The 16,035-nt window shown below is 58.3% G+C and carries 13 protein-coding genes and 1 tRNA gene; 8 read left to right on the top strand and 6 right to left on the bottom strand.

From position 1 onward, the window contains the following. The first annotated feature begins 214 nt into the window (after window positions 1-214). Window positions 215-1,612 (top strand): MATE family efflux transporter, encoded by a 1,398-nt coding sequence (locus AKG12_RS05130; RefSeq protein ID WP_052818047.1) that lies wholly within the window; start codon window positions 215-217, stop codon window positions 1,610-1,612. Between the two features lie 103 nt (window positions 1,613-1,715). Here AKG12_RS05130 and carA read toward each other — a convergent pair whose 3' ends face one another. Next, complete coding sequence (gene carA / locus AKG12_RS05125; RefSeq protein WP_052818046.1) at window positions 1,716-2,921, bottom strand: glutamine-hydrolyzing carbamoyl-phosphate synthase small subunit; 1,206 nt, start codon at window positions 2,919-2,921, stop codon at window positions 1,716-1,718. A gap of 338 nt (window positions 2,922-3,259) precedes the next feature. Here carA and AKG12_RS05120 point away from each other — a divergent pair, with 338 nt between their 5' ends. After that, window positions 3,260-3,709 carry a GatB/YqeY domain-containing protein gene (locus AKG12_RS05120; protein ID WP_170979832.1) on the top strand — a complete coding sequence of 150 codons (450 nt, stop codon included), beginning with the start codon at window positions 3,260-3,262 and terminating at the stop codon, window positions 3,707-3,709. 290 nt (window positions 3,710-3,999) lie between these two features. Here AKG12_RS05120 and AKG12_RS05115 read toward each other — a convergent pair whose 3' ends face one another. Then, the gene (locus tag AKG12_RS05115; RefSeq protein WP_052818045.1) at window positions 4,000-4,329 is read right to left on the bottom strand and encodes a BrnA antitoxin family protein; all 330 of its coding nucleotides are present in this window, start codon (window positions 4,327-4,329) and stop codon (window positions 4,000-4,002) included. After that, window positions 4,292-4,573 carry a BrnT family toxin gene (locus AKG12_RS29200; protein WP_080842538.1) on the bottom strand — a complete coding sequence of 94 codons (282 nt, stop codon included), beginning with the start codon at window positions 4,571-4,573 and terminating at the stop codon, window positions 4,292-4,294. Before AKG12_RS29200 ends, AKG12_RS05115 begins: the two co-directional genes overlap by 38 nt. Before the next feature lie 198 nt (window positions 4,574-4,771). Here AKG12_RS29200 and dnaG point away from each other — a divergent pair, with 198 nt between their 5' ends. The 3 genes from dnaG (at window position 4,772) to AKG12_RS05100 (ending at window position 10,320) form a co-directional block, all read left to right on the top strand. Beyond that, window positions 4,772-6,757 carry a DNA primase gene (gene dnaG / locus AKG12_RS05110; RefSeq protein WP_046798008.1) on the top strand — a complete coding sequence of 662 codons (1,986 nt, stop codon included), beginning with the start codon at window positions 4,772-4,774 and terminating at the stop codon, window positions 6,755-6,757. Between the two features lie 393 nt (window positions 6,758-7,150). After that, the gene (rpoD, locus tag AKG12_RS05105) at window positions 7,151-9,205 is read left to right on the top strand and encodes an RNA polymerase sigma factor RpoD (protein WP_046798009.1); all 2,055 of its coding nucleotides are present in this window, start codon (window positions 7,151-7,153) and stop codon (window positions 9,203-9,205) included. 197 nt (window positions 9,206-9,402) lie between these two features. After that, a complete protein-coding gene (locus tag AKG12_RS05100; RefSeq protein ID WP_052818044.1) occupies window positions 9,403-10,320 on the top strand; it encodes a DUF930 domain-containing protein in 918 nt (305 codons plus the stop codon). A 281-nt stretch (window positions 10,321-10,601) separates the two neighbouring features. Here AKG12_RS05100 and AKG12_RS05095 read toward each other — a convergent pair whose 3' ends face one another. Further along, the gene (locus AKG12_RS05095; protein ID WP_052818043.1) at window positions 10,602-13,154 is read right to left on the bottom strand and encodes an HWE histidine kinase domain-containing protein; all 2,553 of its coding nucleotides are present in this window, start codon (window positions 13,152-13,154) and stop codon (window positions 10,602-10,604) included. A 266-nt stretch (window positions 13,155-13,420) separates the two neighbouring features. Between AKG12_RS05095 and AKG12_RS05090 the strand changes: the two genes are divergently transcribed. Beyond that, window positions 13,421-13,843, top strand: coding sequence for a secondary thiamine-phosphate synthase enzyme YjbQ (locus AKG12_RS05090; RefSeq protein WP_046798012.1), 423 nt, complete (start codon window positions 13,421-13,423; stop codon window positions 13,841-13,843). Window positions 13,844-13,992: 149 nt separating this feature from the next. Further along, on the top strand, window positions 13,993-14,334 hold the full coding sequence (locus tag AKG12_RS05085) for a hypothetical protein (protein ID WP_046798013.1): 342 nt from the start codon (window positions 13,993-13,995) through the stop codon (window positions 14,332-14,334). Between the two features lie 165 nt (window positions 14,335-14,499). Here AKG12_RS05085 and AKG12_RS05080 read toward each other — a convergent pair whose 3' ends face one another. Further along, entirely contained in the window at window positions 14,500-15,243 is a 744-nt protein-coding gene (locus AKG12_RS05080; protein WP_046798014.1) for an SIMPL domain-containing protein, read from the bottom strand. A gap of 181 nt (window positions 15,244-15,424) precedes the next feature. Between AKG12_RS05080 and AKG12_RS05075 the strand changes: the two genes are divergently transcribed. Next, window positions 15,425-15,500: transfer RNA gene (locus AKG12_RS05075), tRNA-Ile, on the top strand. Window positions 15,501-15,660: 160 nt separating this feature from the next. Here AKG12_RS05075 and AKG12_RS05070 read toward each other — a convergent pair. Beyond that, a complete protein-coding gene (locus AKG12_RS05070) occupies window positions 15,661-16,035 on the bottom strand; it encodes a hypothetical protein (protein WP_052818042.1) in 375 nt (124 codons plus the stop codon).

Genomic DNA, 16,035 nt, shown 5'->3' with positions numbered 1-16,035 from the left:
TACGCGATGTTCTAATACGTAAAGTGAAATGGTAAAATTCGACTAAATTTGTTTTGGTTCATGCCGTTTCAGACTGTGCCGGCAGGTTTTGCCACTTTGCGTAAATTTTGATCATCGGGCTGCAAAGGTTGCGTGCAGGAAGGGAATATTTTATTCATCACCCTGCTGCCATTGCGCAATTCGCGGGCAATGGCCAAAATTCAGGTGAATTACAATGTCTTCGTCGGTTGTTGCAGAAACCGTTCCCTCCGGATCGGGGTCGTGGCTTTCGCATTTCAAGGCTACGCTTGCGCTTGGAATTCCGCTTATCGGTGCGCAGCTCGCGCAGCTTGGCATCCATACCACTGACATGGTCATCGTCGGGCAGCTGGGGGCTGAAAAGCTGGCGGCCATGGTGCTGGCCGGGCAGTTCTTCTTCGTTGTCTTCATTTTTGGCTCGGGCTTTTCCGTGGCCGTGGTGCCAATGGTGGCACAGGCTTATGGGCAGGGCGATGCGACGGCGGCCCGCCGCTCGCTGCGCATGGGTATGTGGGTGGCTATCGCCTACTGGATCCTCGCTTTGCCGATCTTCTTCAATGCCGAGCGGATTCTGGTCTATCTCGGGCAGAATCCCAACGTGGCGGCGCTGACCGGCCATTATCTCGCCATCGCCAAATTCGGCCTGCTGCCAGCTTTGCTTTTCTACGTGCTGCGCGGACTTGTCAGCGCCATCGGCCGGGCGGGCATCATTCTTTATGTCACCATCATCATGTTGGTGATGAACGGTGTGATGGCTTATGCGCTCGTGTTCGGCCATTTCGGCTTGCCGGCAATGGGCATGAATGGTGCTGCCGTCGTTGCCGTCATCGTCAATGCCTTCAGCTTCATCTTCATCGTTTTCTATGTACAGACGCGTGAGGAGACGAAGAAATACGAGCTGTTCGTGCGTTTCTGGCGGCCGGACTGGCATGCGCTTTTCGAAGTGCTGCGTCTCGGCCTGCCGATCAGCATCACCATCCTTGCCGAAGTGACGTTGTTTGCCGCCGCCTCGATCCTGATGGGACAGATTGGCACCGTGCAGCTTGCGGCGCATGGCATTGCCCTGCAGCTTGCCTCGATCGCCTTCATGATCCCGCTTGGCCTGTCGCAGGCGGCAACCGTGCGCGTGGGCATTGCCCGCGGTCAGGGAGATTTCAAAAATCTCATTCGCGCCTCCATCATGATCTACGCCATTGCCTGTGGCATTGCACTTTGCGGCGGCATCCTGTTTGCGGTCGTTCCGGACTTTCTGGCGAAATGGTTCCTCGATCCAAAATTGCCGGAAGCCGCGGAAGTGCTCGCCTATGCCAGCAGCCTCGTGGTGATCGCCGGCGTCTTCCAGCTGGTGGATGGCATTCAGGCCGTGACGGCGGGGCTGCTGCGCGGGCTGAAGGATGCCCGCATTCCAGCGATGCTGGCGCTGATCTCCTATTGGCCGATCGGCCTGGCGCTTGCCTGGACCATGGCCTTTCCGCTCGGTTTTGGCGGGCGTGGCGTCTGGTTCGGTTTCGTGATCGGTCTTTCGACGGCAGCTGTTTTGCTCACCGTCCGCTTCGTCATTCTGGTGAAGCGCGAAATGCAAACGGCCCGCTGATAGCGGGCCGTGCGAATGTTGGAAAGCTTTCCATACCCGCCGAAGTCAATGGATCCTCGCCTCAAGGGCGAGGATGACGGAGGAGAGGTTTCGAAGGCCTGTCTCAGCGCTCGGCGAGCGCTGCCTCGCCTTGTCTCTCGCGCAGCAGGTTGACGAAGCGGCGGAAGAGATAATGGCTGTCCTGCGGGCCGGGTGAAGCTTCCGGGTGATGCTGGACGGAGAAGACCGGCTTGCCGACGATGCGCAGGCCGCAATTGGTGCCATCGAACAGCGACGTGTGGGTTTCTTCGACGCCATCAGGCAGCGATTTGGCATCAACCGCAAAACCGTGGTTCATCGAGACGATTTCAACCTTGCCTGTCGTGAAGTCCTTGACCGGATGGTTGGCGCCGTGGTGACCCTGATGCATCTTTTCGGTCTTTGCGCCGACGGCGAGGCCGAGCATCTGGTGGCCGAGGCAGATGCCGAAGATCGGCAGCTCGCTCTTGATGAGGTTCTGGATGACCGGCACGGCATATTCGCCTGTAGCCGCCGGGTCTCCCGGGCCGTTGGACAGGAACACGCCATCCGGCTTCAGCGCCAGAATGTCTTCGGCCGAAGTCTGGGCGGGAACTACGGTCACCTTGCAATCGAGACCGGCGAAAAGGCGCAGAATGTTACGCTTGACGCCGAAATCCACGCAGACGACGTGATATTTGGCATCGGCTTCGCCGAGCGTGCCATAACCCTTGTTCCAGACCCACGGCGTTTCAGCCCAGCTGGAGGATTGGCCGGAGGTCGCTTCGATGGCGAGGTCGAGGCCGACAAGGCCGCTCCAGGCCTTTGCTTCGGTCTTTAGCGCCTCGATGTCGAAGACGCCGTTCGGATCATGGGCGATGACAGCGTTCGGCGCGCCGTTTTCGCGGATCCATGCCGTCAGCGCGCGCGTATCTATGCCACAAAGGCCGATGACACCGCGGGCCTTCAGCCAGGCATCCAGATGCTTGACGGCGCGAAAGTTCGAAGGGTCGGTGATATCGGCCTTGAAGATGACGCCGACTGCGCCGCGGCGGGCGGCGGGTGTCAGGTCTTCAATGTCTTCCTCATTGGTGCCGACATTGCCGATATGCGGGAAGGTGAAAGTGACGATCTGGCCGAGATAGGAAGGGTCGGTGAGGATTTCCTCGTAACCCGTCAGCGCCGTGTTGAAGCAGACTTCGGCCTGAACCTTGCCGGTTGCGCCGATGCCTGTGCCCTCGATCACCGTGCCATCGGCAAGAACAAGCATTGCGGTCGGTTTGCGGGTAGTCCAGGGCGCTGTCTCGGTCATCTCGTTCCGTTTCTGCCGCTTCGCACCCCGCCTCTTGAAAGGCAGGGGGTAAGGGGCCATTTTTGTCGCAGGCTTCGTGACATAAAGGGGCGCGCGATAAAGCTCGCGTTCCGACCCTTCGTTAAAATCTCGTGCAGGTGCCGGAAAATAACGAAAGCAGCCCAAGCGGTCAACCATAGGCTCAAGATTTACGCGGATTTAAGATGCCGTGGATTCAAGGGCTTATGCAATTGATTTGCTTGAGCGTAGTTGCTCGTTTATGTCGTTGCGAAAAATAAGGTGGAAAGTTTGCCTATCGCGAAGCTGCGGAATGGGCTTTCCCAAGGAGAAGAAAAATGATGCGCGACACGTTCGCAAATACTTTGAAAGATGCGCTGAAGGCTCGTGACGCCCGACGTACATCGACCGTGCGTCTCATTCAGGCGGCCATCAAGGATCGCGATATCGCCAATCGTGGCGTGGGCAAGGACCCCGTCAGCGACGAAGATATCATGCAGATCCTGACCAAGATGGTAAAGCAGCGCGAAGAGTCCGCCACCATCTATGACGGTGCCGGCCGACCCGAGCTCGCCGCGCAGGAGCGCGAGGAAATCGTCATCATCAAGGAATTCATGCCGGAAGAAATCCCGGCCGAGAAGGTGCGCGAACTGTGCCAGGCCGTCATCAGCGAAACCGGCGCCTCCGGTCTGCGTGACATGGGCAAGTGCATGAACGCGCTGAAGGAACGTTATCCCGGTCAGATCGACTTTGCGAAGGCCTCCGGCGTTGTCAAGGACTTGCTGAAGTAGACTTCCACCATGTTGAAAAAAGTAAAGGCAGGGTAGCCGAGGCTACCCTGCCTTTTTTCTGTCGACGAAAGCGCATTCCGGCGGATCAAAATGCGGTCCCTCACAGGCTTTTTTAGGGGGACGTGCCTGTGGGCGTCGGCAGATTTATGGAAATGTTCACGCACTGCCTTTGACTGTGTTTTGTTTTTACACCGTCGCGACGGGGCGCTCAAATTACAAAAACATAATTTTTGGTGATGTTGCACTGCCATAAATTCGCCGGAAGCAGGCGCAATGGCGGCTTTCCATCGTCAACCCGGCCGTTTTTTCTGCTCATGCACATAGTGGCGCAGAACCGCATTCATCCGGGTTTGATAGCCTTTGCCGGTGGATTTGAAAAAATCGACGACATCCTGGTCCACGCGAATGGAAATCGATTGCTTGGGGGTGGGGAAAACCACTTCGGCCTTCGACCAGTCGATGTCTTCAAAGCCGGCCCAGTCCGGATCGTCGCGCATGGCGCGGTCGATATCCTCGTCGGTCATGGCGTCGACACGCGCCCAATCGGTGCGATCTTCACCCCTGGCGATCTTTTCCCGGATCTCATCCAGAGAATATCTGACGATACGTTCTTCGCTCATTTTTCCTTGTCGCCCTTGCCGATATGATCCGGCAGACCTCGCCCCGCATCGTATAAACGATTGCGATGAGATCGTCTGTTTCCGGGCATATCGCCAGAATACGACACTCCCCATTTTGATCGGAGCGACTTTCCAGATGGGGTTGTGAAAGCGCTCTTGCCGCCCTTGGAAAGTCGATGCCGTGCTTCTCGATATTGCTCAGCCGCTTGTTTTCATCCCAATCAAAGGAAATGAAATCTTTCATCACGATATCCATGAGTTGCCTACCGCTGCTTTCAGCTCATAGGCACTCATGCACTGAGTATGCATATACAATCGTATATTCTTCTGTATATACACCGATGTCAATGCCGCCTGTGAATAGTGGGTATTATTTACCTACCCATTTTGTATTGCGGCCTTTATGCGCTTATATGAAAGACTGGCCTCTAACAGGTAACCCATGCGCTTTTCCAATTCTTTTCTCGATGAGATACGCGACCGCGTGAACATCTCCGATGTGATCGGCCGACGTGTGTCCTGGGACAAGAAGAAGACCAATACGCCGCGGGGCGATTATTGGGCCTGCTGCCCGTTCCACGGTGAAAAAAGCCCCAGTTTCCATTGTGAGGACCGCAAGGGGCGGTATCATTGTTTCGGTTGCGGTGTTTCCGGCGATCATTTCCGGTTCTTGACCGACCTTGAGGGCTTGAGTTTTCCCGAGGCCGTGCAGCAGATTGCCGATATGGCCGGTATTTCCATGCCGCAGCCTGATCCGCAGGCGGAAAAGCGCGAGCGTGAGCGCACCTCGCTGCAGGACGTCATGGAAATGGCGACGCTATTCTTTCAGGATCAGTTACAGACGGCGCTTGGCGCGCGGGCGCGGGCTTATTTGCGCGATCGCGGGCTGACCGGGCGCACCATCGAGACCTTCAGGCTTGGTTTTGCGCCGGATAGCCGCAATGCTCTCAAAGAGCATCTGGCGAGCAAGGGTGTGGCGCGCGAGCAGATGGAGGCCTGCGGGCTGGTGGTGCATGAAAACGTACCGGTTTCTTATGACCGGTTCCGGGATCGCATCATGTTCCCGATCCTGTCGTCGCGGGAAAAGGTGATCGCTTTCGGCGGCCGCGCCATGGCGGCGGATGCGGTGGCGAAGTATCTGAATTCCAACGAGACCGAGCTTTTTCACAAGGGCAATGTTCTTTACAATTTTGCCCGCGCCCGTCGCGCCTCGCAGGCTGCCGGCGGCACGGTCATCGCCGTTGAAGGCTATATGGATGTCATCGCGCTTTATCAGGCCGGTGTCGAAAACGCCGTCGCGCCGCTTGGTACGGCGCTGACGGAAAGCCAGCTCGATCTCCTGTGGAAAATGTCGCCGCAGCCGATCCTCTGCTTCGATGGCGATGGCGCCGGCATTCGCGCCGCCAACCGTGCGGCGGATCTGGCCCTGCCGCATATCAAGCCGGACCGCTCCGTCAGCTTTGCGTTGTTGCCTGACGGAAAGGACCCTGATGATCTCGTGCGGCTGGAGGGGCGCGCGCCTTTTGACCGGGTGCTTTCGGAAGCAAAGCCGCTTGCGGCGATGGTCTGGAGCCGTGAGACATCCGCCGTTACCTTCGATACGCCCGAAAAGCGAGCCCAGCTTGAAAGCCGCCTGCGACAGATCGTTTCCGTGATCGGCGACGAGACGGTGCGCCGTTTCTATCAGCAGGATATGCGCGACAGGCTGAATGGCTTCTTCCAGCCGCGCTTTCAGCAGGGCGGGCAACAGGGCGGTAACTTCCGTCGCGATGGCGGGCAGGGCGCCGGGCGCGGCTTCCAGCGCAATGCGCCGGGGCGGGGCGGGGCGATGTCGACGCCTGCCAGCAGTATTTCGGACCGGTTGGCGCAATCGGGCCTGGTGAGGGGGTATCAGACCAAGCCCTCGCTCCGGGAAAGCGTTCTTGCCATCACCATCGTCAACCATCCCGAATTGCTGCTCGAGGAATATGACGAGATCGCTGCCATCGACTATGAGAACCGTGATCTGCAACGTCTGTGGTCGACGGTGCTGACCTATGCGGCGGAAAGTGCGGCGGAGATATCGCGGGCCGGGCTGATCGAGCGCCTGTCGCAGCAGGATTTCGAGGCGCTGTTGAAGACGATGGACCAGCAGGTGCGTAATGCCCGCCTGTGGACGGCGACTGAACAGGCGGCGATGGAAGATGCGCGTGAAGGTTATGTGCAGGCGCTGTCATTGCACAAGCGAACCAAATCCCTGCTCTGGCAGAAGCGGGAGCTGGAACGGGAAATTGCCGAGGCGACGGATGACGAGCGCGGCACGCTTCTGGTACGGGCATTGGCCGAGGTTCAGCTGGAAATCGGCCGAATGGAAAATCAGGAGGCGATCATCGATGGTTTCGGGGTTATGTCCGGGCGGGTGAAGGGGCCGGCCTTCGGCCATGGCTGAGAGGGCTGGCCAAGAATTGAAAGACGTGTGGGGTTGCCTTTTGCGGCAAGCGTCCTAAATAGGGGATAGTCTGGTGATAACCGCGAAATGCGGCCTTTTTTGAGAATTTCCGTGGCTGTCTCGCCCTCAAAGGCTTGACGGGGCGGGAAATAGCGGGAATCACCATTTCAGGAAAAGTAAGGTGGAATGAGCCTTGGCGGATAGAAATTGCATGAGCAAGCATTTCCGGGTGCACTGTCTTTGCATTCTGCCTGAGGCTGCCGTGGTTAATCGGCAATTAAAGATCACTCCGTTAGGTGTCTGACAGTGATTCGCGGCAAACCGCTGGATGCTCATGGGGCGGACGGCGATGCGGCGGAACAGGTGTTAGCGTCAGGGAAAGCGACGAGATAGATGGCAACCAAAGTCAAAGAAAACGAAGAAGCAGAAAACGAACGCGACGGTGCGACGGACGGTCCGCTTCTCGATCTTTCGGATGACGCGGTCAAGAAAATGATCAAGGCCGCCAAGAAGCGCGGCTATGTGACGATGGACGAGCTGAATTCCGTCCTGCCGTCCGAAGAGGTGACGTCCGAGCAGATCGAAGACACGATGGCTATGCTGTCCGATATGGGCATCAACGTCATCGAGGACGAGGATGCTGAAGAAGCGTCTGGCGAGGCTGAAAGCGACGATTCGGAATCGGAAGATTCCGAAGGCGGCGAACTGGCGCCCTCCGGCGGCACAGCACTTGCGACCGCCAAGAAGAAAGAACCGACCGACCGTACCGATGACCCGGTGCGCATGTATCTGCGCGAAATGGGTTCCGTCGAGCTTCTGTCGCGCGAAGGCGAAATCGCCATCGCCAAGCGCATCGAGGCCGGCCGCGAAACGATGATTTCGGGCCTGTGCGAAAGCCCGCTGACGTTCCAGGCGCTGATCATCTGGCGCGACGAGCTGAATGAAGGCACGACGCTGCTGCGCGAGATCATCGATCTCGAGACCACCTATTCGGGTCCGGAGGCCAAGGCTGCGCCGCAGTTCCAGAGCCCGGAAAAGATCGAGGCGGACCGCAAGGCTGCCGAAGAAAAGGAAAAGACCCGCAAGCTGCGTGCGCCGACCGGCGACGATGACGTGACCGATGTGGGTGGCGATGGCCTTCCGCCGGAAGAGGAAGAGGAGGACGACGACGAGTCCAATCTTTCGCTTGCCGCGATGGAAGCCGAACTGCGCCCGCAGGTCATGGAAACGCTCGACACCATCGCTGATACCTACAAGAAGCTGCGCAAGCTTCAGGATCAGCAGGTTGAGGCGCGTCTGGCCTGCACGGGCACCCTGTCTTCCGGCCAGGAGCGTCGTTACAAGGAACTGAAGGATCAGCTGATCACGGCCGTCAAGTCGCTGTCGCTGAACCAGAACCGTATCGACAGCCTCGTCGAGCAGCTCTACGACATTTCCAAGCGTCTGATGCAGAATGAAGGCCGGCTGCTGCGCCTTGCCGAATCCTACGGCGTCAAGCGCGACAGCTTCCTCGAGCAGTATCACGGTGCGGAACTCGATCCGAACTGGATGAAGTCGATCGCCAATCTGGCCGCGCGCGGCTGGAAGGAATTCGCCCGCGAGGAAAGCAACACGATCCGGGAAATCCGTCAGGAAATCCAGAACCTCTCCACGGAAACCGGCATTTCCATCGCCGAATTCCGCCGCATCGTTTCCATGGTGCAGAAGGGCGAGCGAGAAGCGCGCATCGCCAAGAAGGAGATGGTCGAGGCCAACCTGCGTCTGGTTATCTCGATTGCGAAGAAATACACCAATCGCGGCCTGCAGTTCCTCGATCTCATTCAGGAAGGCAATATCGGCCTGATGAAGGCGGTCGACAAGTTCGAATATCGCCGTGGTTACAAGTTCTCGACCTATGCGACCTGGTGGATCAGGCAGGCGATCACCCGCTCGATCGCCGATCAGGCGCGCACGATCCGTATTCCGGTTCACATGATCGAGACGATCAACAAGATCGTTCGCACCTCGCGCCAGATGCTGCACGAGATCGGCCGCGAGCCGACCCCGGAAGAGCTGGCCGAGAAGCTGGCCATGCCGCTGGAAAAGGTGCGTAAGGTTCTGAAGATCGCCAAGGAGCCGATCTCGCTCGAAACCCCCGTGGGTGACGAAGAAGATTCGCATCTCGGTGACTTCATCGAGGACAAGAATGCGCTCTTGCCGATCGACGCCGCCATTCAGGCGAACCTGCGCGAGACGACAACTCGCGTTCTGGCTTCGCTGACGCCGCGCGAGGAACGTGTTCTGCGCATGCGCTTTGGCATCGGCATGAACACCGACCATACGCTGGAAGAAGTCGGCCAGCAGTTTTCGGTCACGCGCGAACGTATTCGTCAGATTGAGGCGAAGGCGCTGCGCAAGCTGAAGCATCCGAGCCGCTCGAGAAAGCTGCGCAGCTTCCTCGACAGCTAAGCGTTGCGCTTCCTTTAAAATTGAACCCGGTCAGTCATCTCTGGCCGGGTTTTTTGTTTCACGCACTGGCGAACTCTGCGACAAGCCTTATGTGTGAGGACGAAGCATTCCGCTTTTGGTGGATATGCGCAGGTTCGATTTGGTTCGATGAGATGCAACAGGTTTCGGCAAGCAGATGGCGTCGGGGAGGATGGGCTGTGCCCGTCTCCGTGCTGCTGCATATTGCCGTTGTCGCTCTCTTCTTTTTTCAACTGCCGGAGCGGATAGCCGAGCCGCAGGAGCCGGAGAGCATCAGCGTCGATCTGGTGCCGCCACCCGAAGAAAAAAAGGCGGAAGAGGCTCCACCACCGGGCGAAGAGAAGGCGAAAGAGGAAAAGCCGCAACCTCCACCTCCACCGCCCACTCCTCCGGCAGAAGAGGCAAAACCTTTGCCGCAGCCGCAGGCGACGTTGCCGGCCATCGCCATGAGGCCTGAGGAAATGCAGGCGGACCGCGAAGACAAGCCGGGAAAGACTGAGGAAGCGGAAAAGACCGAGCCTTCCAAGGAGCCCGCAAGCCAGCCTGAAAAGACGGCCGAGGAAAAGCCCGCACCTGTCGCCGCCAACAGCGATCTTCAGGCTTCCGCCGAGCAGGGGGAAATCGCGGTCTCACCCATCAAGGAAGAATCGCAACCGGATCAGCCGCCCGTGCCGCAGGCAAAGCCGGTTGAGGAAAAGCCTGCGGACGCGGCGGAAGAGAAGCCCGCGAAACTTCCGGCGGCCAAAAGCTTATTGTCGTCCGCCGTGTTAACGCCAGCTCAGCGACGGCAGATTTTTGGCGATCTATCGCCCCGTCGTCGCATCGTGCAACTTTGCCAGGCAGAAGCATTGGCCCAAATAAGGGAGGTTTATACGGCCACCCGAGGCATGTATGGCTTTTCCGACACCGGCGGGCGCATATCCGGCAATCTACTTGACGCTACCGGGGGTGCATTCAACGTTGGCGACGTCTGGCGCGATGTCACGTTTCAATGTGAGGTGGATGTCGAGAATTACGCGGTGACGGCCTTCAGATTTAAAATAGGTGATGTCATCACGGCGGCTGAAGCAAAGAAACGAGGTTTCACCGGGCGGTAGCAGACCATTCGTCCCTCGCGGGGGCAAGTGAAACAAGGGTTCCTTTCATCGATTCCATCCCTTCTCCCTCATTCCTGTGCTTGTCACAGGAATCCAGCCGACGCGCGTCCGCGCGGCGAAGAGAGTCATTTCAGCCCAAGGACTTGGGCTGGCTGGATCTCTGTGACAAGCACAGAGATGAGGGAAGGAAGCGCCGGAAAAACGGCCTCCCGATACACCAGCCGGGAAGCATCGTGTCGCACTCCATGTGGCTGCAAGGGGTGCGTGCTTAAAGAGCTACCTCACACCCGCTCCGCATCCCCCACCAGAAGCCCGATGCCAGCCATCAGTGCATCCTCATCATAAGGCTTCCTGATCACCGGCACGTTGCCGAATTCGTCCGGCACCATGCTGCCATCCGCATAACCGGTGGCGAACAGGAATGGGACGCCGCGGCGGTGGAGTTCACGGGCGACGGGGATCGAGGTGTCGGAACCGAGATTGATGTCGAGGATGGCGACGTCAGGCATGTAGCTCTTCAGCTTTTCGATCGCCATCGCCGATGAGGTTGCCGTTTCGATCGTCTTGATGCCGTTGTCTTCCAGCATGTTTTCGACATCCATGGCGATCAGCATCTGGTCTTCGACAAGCAATATCTTCAACGGTTCCTCCCGATTGTAACGTCTGGCCTGCGGCGCGATTTCTTCCTCGGTTTTTGCGGTGGAAGCCGCCGCGGCCGATGAAACGTGGCGGGAGGGCAGGACAATGTCCGCCTCCAGCCCGTCCGGCAGATATCGCATCGTGCTGCGTCCGCCGAGATCATAAGGAATGCTGCGACTGATGAGCGCCGTGCCGAAACCGGCGCGCGACGGCGTCGGCAGCTTGGTCGGCAGGGTTTCACGCCATTGAATTTCGCAATCGCGGTTCTCGTTGACATCCCAGTGTACGTGCAATTGCCCGCCGGTCTGCGAAAGCGCACCGTATTTAGCGGCATTCGTCGCCAGTTCATGCAGAACCAGAGCCATGACGGAGAAAGCGCGCGAATCGAGCGTGATCTGCGGGCCTGCAAGTTTCACCGCCGTTTCCGGCGAACGATGCGGCGACAGTTCAGCTTCCAGCAGATCGCGCAACGCGCCACCGCCTTCACCGCGAATGATCTGGTCATGGGCGAATGACAGCGCCTGAATGCGACCCTTCAAGGCGGTGACATATTCCTGCAGCGTCTTGCCCTCCTGCGAGGGATTGCCGACCAGCGACTTGATGATGGCCAGAACATTCTTGACGCGGTGATTAAGCTCCTCGTTCAACATGCGCTGGCGCACTTCCGCGCGCTCCCTTTCGCCGGCCATCAGCTCGCTGTGATGGAAGGCGACCTCAACAAGCGCAATCCTGGCCGCTTCGGCAATTTCCCGGTCTGCCTCCGACCAGGGCTGCGCCTGCAGGCGAACGGTTTCTTTCCAGATTGCAAAGCTCTTGCGGGGGGTGAGACGGTCACCTAACGGCCCGGTCTCATAGGATTTTTCGGGATTGCCTGCCCAGTTCAGATTTTGCACGATCTCCTTGCGGAAAAACAGCAGGTAGTCGTTCTTGACCTGCGACAACGGAATGGCGAGCATCCCGGCGGCGGTGCCGGCATAGATTTCCGCTTCCGGTATGGCTTGCGACATGGCATGGGTGGCCCAGACCTTACCTTCCGAAGCCGAGGCGACAAAGCGCGCCAGCCGTGGAATGGCATCCTGTGGCGGCGTTGCGCCATGGCCGTGCCAGTTGTTGCCGACCCAGAGCCCGACGCCATCGCAGGGCATCAGATCGGCGAAATCCTGGAAACTGTCGATCAGCAATTCTTCGATGTTGGTGTGATGAGCGGCAAGCCGCAGGAAGCGGTCAAGTGCTGCATGGGCGTGGTTGACGGTATCGAGCCGGCGTTTCTGCTTCAGAACCTGCAAATGCATGGAGAAAAACTCTCCGAACATTTCGGCGGCGATCCTGACCGGCATTGTCAGCACACGCGGAGAATAATGGTGACAGGCGATGAGGCCCCAGAGAGCACCATCGACAATCACCGAAATCGACATGGAAGCGCCGACACCCATGTTGCGAAGATATTCGCAATGGATGGGCGAGACGCTGCGCAGATGCGCGAAGGACAGATCGAGCGGTTCGCCGGAGGCATCGAAAGCAGGCAGGATGGCAACGCGCGCGCCGCTGGCATTGGAAATGATGCGCAGCGTGTTCTTGAGATAAAGCGCCCGGGCTTGCTGCGGTATGTCGCTGGCCGGAAAATATTGTCCGAGAAAGCTTTCCAGGTCCGGCTGCTTTGCCTCTGACACCACCTTGCCGGCCCCGTCATCCTCGAAACGGTAGATCATCACCCGGTCATAACCCAACGTCGCCTTTATCAGCCGGGTCGTTCTTGAAATCAGGCTTTCGACGCTGTCAGCCTCACGGATGCGATCCACCATCTTGCGCGCCGTGCCAAGCGGCTGCGTTTCGCTTTGCGATGGTTCGAACTCGATGATGGTGGTGGATTTGTAGCGGTGCAGAGCAATATCGAAGCTGCGGCCATCGCTCATCTGCATGTTGGGCAGCATGGCGGGGCGCGTGGTTCTGCCGGTTACAGTCAGCGCGTTGCGAAGATCGTGGACGAGGTCTTTACCGAGCACCTCTTCGGCAGTCCTGCCGTTCAGATCGCCCTCAATGCCCAGAATGTCGCGGCAGTTTTCCGAATGACGCAGAACCATGCGCAGGGAATTGTCGCAGGCGATCAGACAGCCATGCGGTTGAATATAACCTGGAATGTGGATGGGTTCGCGATCGCAATTGGTCAGGTCGACTTGATAGTCAGTGGATGCCATGAATACGTCTTTCGCACCCTGTGCCTGGCTTGGTACTTGTCTTGCGCTGAAAATATTCTGTTCGTCGAGGGACGGGGAAGCCTGAATAGTTCATTCTGATATTGCCAACCCTTCCCCGTTTTCTTGCAACCGTGACGCCGCTTTTCCGTTAGTTGTTACGGCCCGCCGTCACGTTATTGTTTTATCTCTACCCCCATCGGGTAGAATTTGACATGGCGTAACGTTTGCAACGTCGATTTTGTTCCAGCCTGTTTGAAAGAAAAAATGTGCCGCAGAAGACAATAACCATCGCCACCCATGGGCAGGGGCTCTACGAGTTTACATCCGAGGCCAAGGGTTTCGTGAGAGAGAGCGGCGTGGACGAAGGCTTGCTGACCGTCTTTGTGCGGCATACATCGTGCTCGCTGCTTATCCAGGAAAATGCCGATCCGGATGTCCGGCGCGATCTCTCGGTGTTCTTCTCCCGCCTCGTGCCGCCTTCGGACGATGCCTCGATGCGCTGGGTCACCCACACGCTGGAAGGCCCTGATGATATGCCTGCCCATATCAAATCGGCACTGACTGCGGTTTCGATCGGCGTGCCGATCGGGCAGGGCAGGCTTGCGCTTGGCACCTGGCAGGGGATTTATCTTTTCGAGCACCGCGACCGGCCGCACCGCCGCGAAATCGTGCTGCATATTTCCGCCTGATATTCCGTTAGGGAATGTGTGTTTTCCCGTTAATAACAATGAACCCCTGCTGAACATGCGGTTCTGTTAATATTCAGACGGGTGGGGCTAGGGTCTCGTCAATCGCTGAGGGACGTTCCCTGCCGGCGAAGAACAAATGGAGTGAGTTCATGTTCAACACCTTCGCAAAAGCCGGCCTTGCCGCTCTCATTGCCTTCGGCGGCATCTCCGCCACCGCTCCTGCGGCTTCGGCTGGCTCGGATGTTCAGTTCAGAGTTCAGGTTCAGGATGGCTATGGCCATGACAGAGGCCGCGGCTGGGGTCGTCCCGATCGCCCGCGCTTTGGTTGCTCGCCGCGCTTTGCGGAAGAAAAGGCAAGCCGCATGGGTCTTCGCCGTGCCCGCGTTGTTGATGTGTCGCCGCGCCGCGTTGTGGTTGCAGGCTTCGACCGTCGGGGCCGTGACCGCATCGTCTTCGCCAATGAGCGTGGCTGCCCGGTCATCCGCCGCTAAAGCGGACAATATCGATCCGGTGACATCCCCGTCCGCCGGATGGGTAAAAAATGCCCCTCGCTTGTCCGGAAAGGCAGGCGAGGGGCATTTCTTTTTTAACCGGCCGATGGCCGGATTTTAAGTATGGGCGAGAGGCGACACGCAGGTGCCGCCCCTCCATTGTTCTTACTGGTCTAGGGCGAAGGTGACGTTGACCACCACGCTGTAATTGTTCTCACCCGAAGCGATCGGCACGCTGTCGGCTTCCTTCATCATCGAAGCGCGCATCGCGCCGGCTGGCATCGGCATCGGGCGCTGTGAGTTTTCGCTGATCTGGATGACGCGGCCGAGCTTCACGCCTGCCGCTTCCGTCAGCGTTTTTGCCTTGGCGATAGCATCGGCCACGGCCTGCTTGCGGGCCTCGGTAACAGTGGCCTCCGGCTTGTCATTGGTGAAGGTGATATCGCCGCCCTGATTGATACCAAGCTTGACGGAGGTATCGAGGATCGCGCCGAGCTTCTTCAGGTCGCGCACCCGCACGGTCAGGCCGTTAGAAACCTGATAACCGGTGATTTCAGGCGCAACATAAACGCCGTCCTTGGGCTCATAATGCTTGTAAAGCGGCTGTACCGAGAAATTGCTGGTCTGCAGATCCCGGTCTTCGATGGCGGCTTCTTTCAGCGCTTTGAGAACATCGGCGAGTGCCTTGGAATTCTCCGTGAGCGCGGCAGCTGCCGTCTCCGCCTGCTTGACGACGCTGAAGGAGAGAATAGCCATATCAGGGGCAATGGCCGCCTGGCCTTCGCCGGAAACACTGATGGTGGCTTCGCGCGGGTTGGCGTCCTGCGCAAGCACCTGGCTTGCCAGCGGCACCATTGCTGCTGCGGTCAAAGCGGTGAGTGCGAAAAGGCGGGCCTTTTTTGTTGTCATGGTGTTTCCTCGTTGATTGTGTCCCTTTGCAGGGTATTGCCTTAGATTGTGTAGCTAATACGGCGGCGCTGCCTTGCGAAAGCATCAATGGCTTGTCGGGCTATAAAAATTACGTTAGAGCGTGACCCACCGGATTCGAACCATTGCGAAACCGGTATTTCGGATCACCTTGTTCCGATAAGGGCCTGTAGCTCAATGGTTAGAGCCGGCGGCTCATAACCGCTTGGTTGGGAGTTCGAGTCTCTCCAGGCCCACCATTTTCTTTCATATTTCCAATGAACTGGCGATATTCCGCAGGGGCGAATCGATATTTCGTTGATCATCGCCATCTTCGGCACTTTTGGCTCCATACAACAAAAAATCCGACCAGCCATTCAGACTGATCGGATCATCCGTTGTGAATTTTTGGCCATGCGGTCAGTTACAGACCCGCATGCTTTCGGTGTGCCAGCCGCCGTCATAGGAATTGGGAATGCGGCGGTCTTCGAACCAGCAGCGCGGGCGGGGCGGCGGCGGGGGTTCGTAGTAGCGGGGGGCGTTGTTGTTGCCGTTGGCGATGGCGCCGCCGATCAGGCCGCCGATGACGCCTGCGGCAAGGCCACCGGCGATTGCTGCGCCGTCATTGTGACGGCGATGTTCGCGGTAGGGCGGCGGGGGCGGGCCGCCACGGTCATAACCACGGTCGTAGCGCGGACGATAGGGATAATCCTGCGCGGCGGCGGTGCCGTAGGATGCGAAGACGCTGCCGGTGGCGACCAGCGCGGCAAGGGTGGAAAGAATGATCTTTTTCAT

The sequence above is a fragment of the Agrobacterium sp. SUL3 genome (assembly GCF_001263295.1).
Classification (GTDB): Bacteria; Pseudomonadota; Alphaproteobacteria; order Rhizobiales; family Rhizobiaceae; genus Agrobacterium; species Agrobacterium tomkonis.
This window is presented reverse-complemented; position numbering and strand designations above follow the sequence as displayed.

What these genes read in the sequence shown, in the direction of transcription:
- AKG12_RS05130 (WP_052818047.1), top strand. Translation starts at nt 215, where the DNA reads ATGTCTTCGTCGGTTGTTGCAGAAACCGTTCCCTCCGGATCGGGGTCG.
- carA (WP_052818046.1), bottom strand. Translation starts at nt 2,921, where the DNA reads ATGACCGAGACAGCGCCCTGGACTACCCGCAAACCGACCGCAATGCTT.
- AKG12_RS05120 (WP_170979832.1), top strand. Translation starts at nt 3,260, where the DNA reads ATGCGCGACACGTTCGCAAATACTTTGAAAGATGCGCTGAAGGCTCGT.
- AKG12_RS05115 (WP_052818045.1), bottom strand. Translation starts at nt 4,329, where the DNA reads ATGAGCGAAGAACGTATCGTCAGATATTCTCTGGATGAGATCCGGGAA.
- AKG12_RS29200 (WP_080842538.1), bottom strand. Translation starts at nt 4,573, where the DNA reads ATGAAAGATTTCATTTCCTTTGATTGGGATGAAAACAAGCGGCTGAGC.
- dnaG (WP_046798008.1), top strand. Translation starts at nt 4,772, where the DNA reads ATGCGCTTTTCCAATTCTTTTCTCGATGAGATACGCGACCGCGTGAAC.
- rpoD (WP_046798009.1), top strand. Translation starts at nt 7,151, where the DNA reads ATGGCAACCAAAGTCAAAGAAAACGAAGAAGCAGAAAACGAACGCGAC.
- AKG12_RS05095 (WP_052818043.1), bottom strand. Translation starts at nt 13,154, where the DNA reads ATGGCATCCACTGACTATCAAGTCGACCTGACCAATTGCGATCGCGAA.
- AKG12_RS05085 (WP_046798013.1), top strand. Translation starts at nt 13,993, where the DNA reads ATGTTCAACACCTTCGCAAAAGCCGGCCTTGCCGCTCTCATTGCCTTC.
- AKG12_RS05080 (WP_046798014.1), bottom strand. Translation starts at nt 15,243, where the DNA reads ATGACAACAAAAAAGGCCCGCCTTTTCGCACTCACCGCTTTGACCGCA.
- AKG12_RS05070 (WP_052818042.1), bottom strand. Translation starts at nt 16,035, where the DNA reads ATGAAAAAGATCATTCTTTCCACCCTTGCCGCGCTGGTCGCCACCGGC.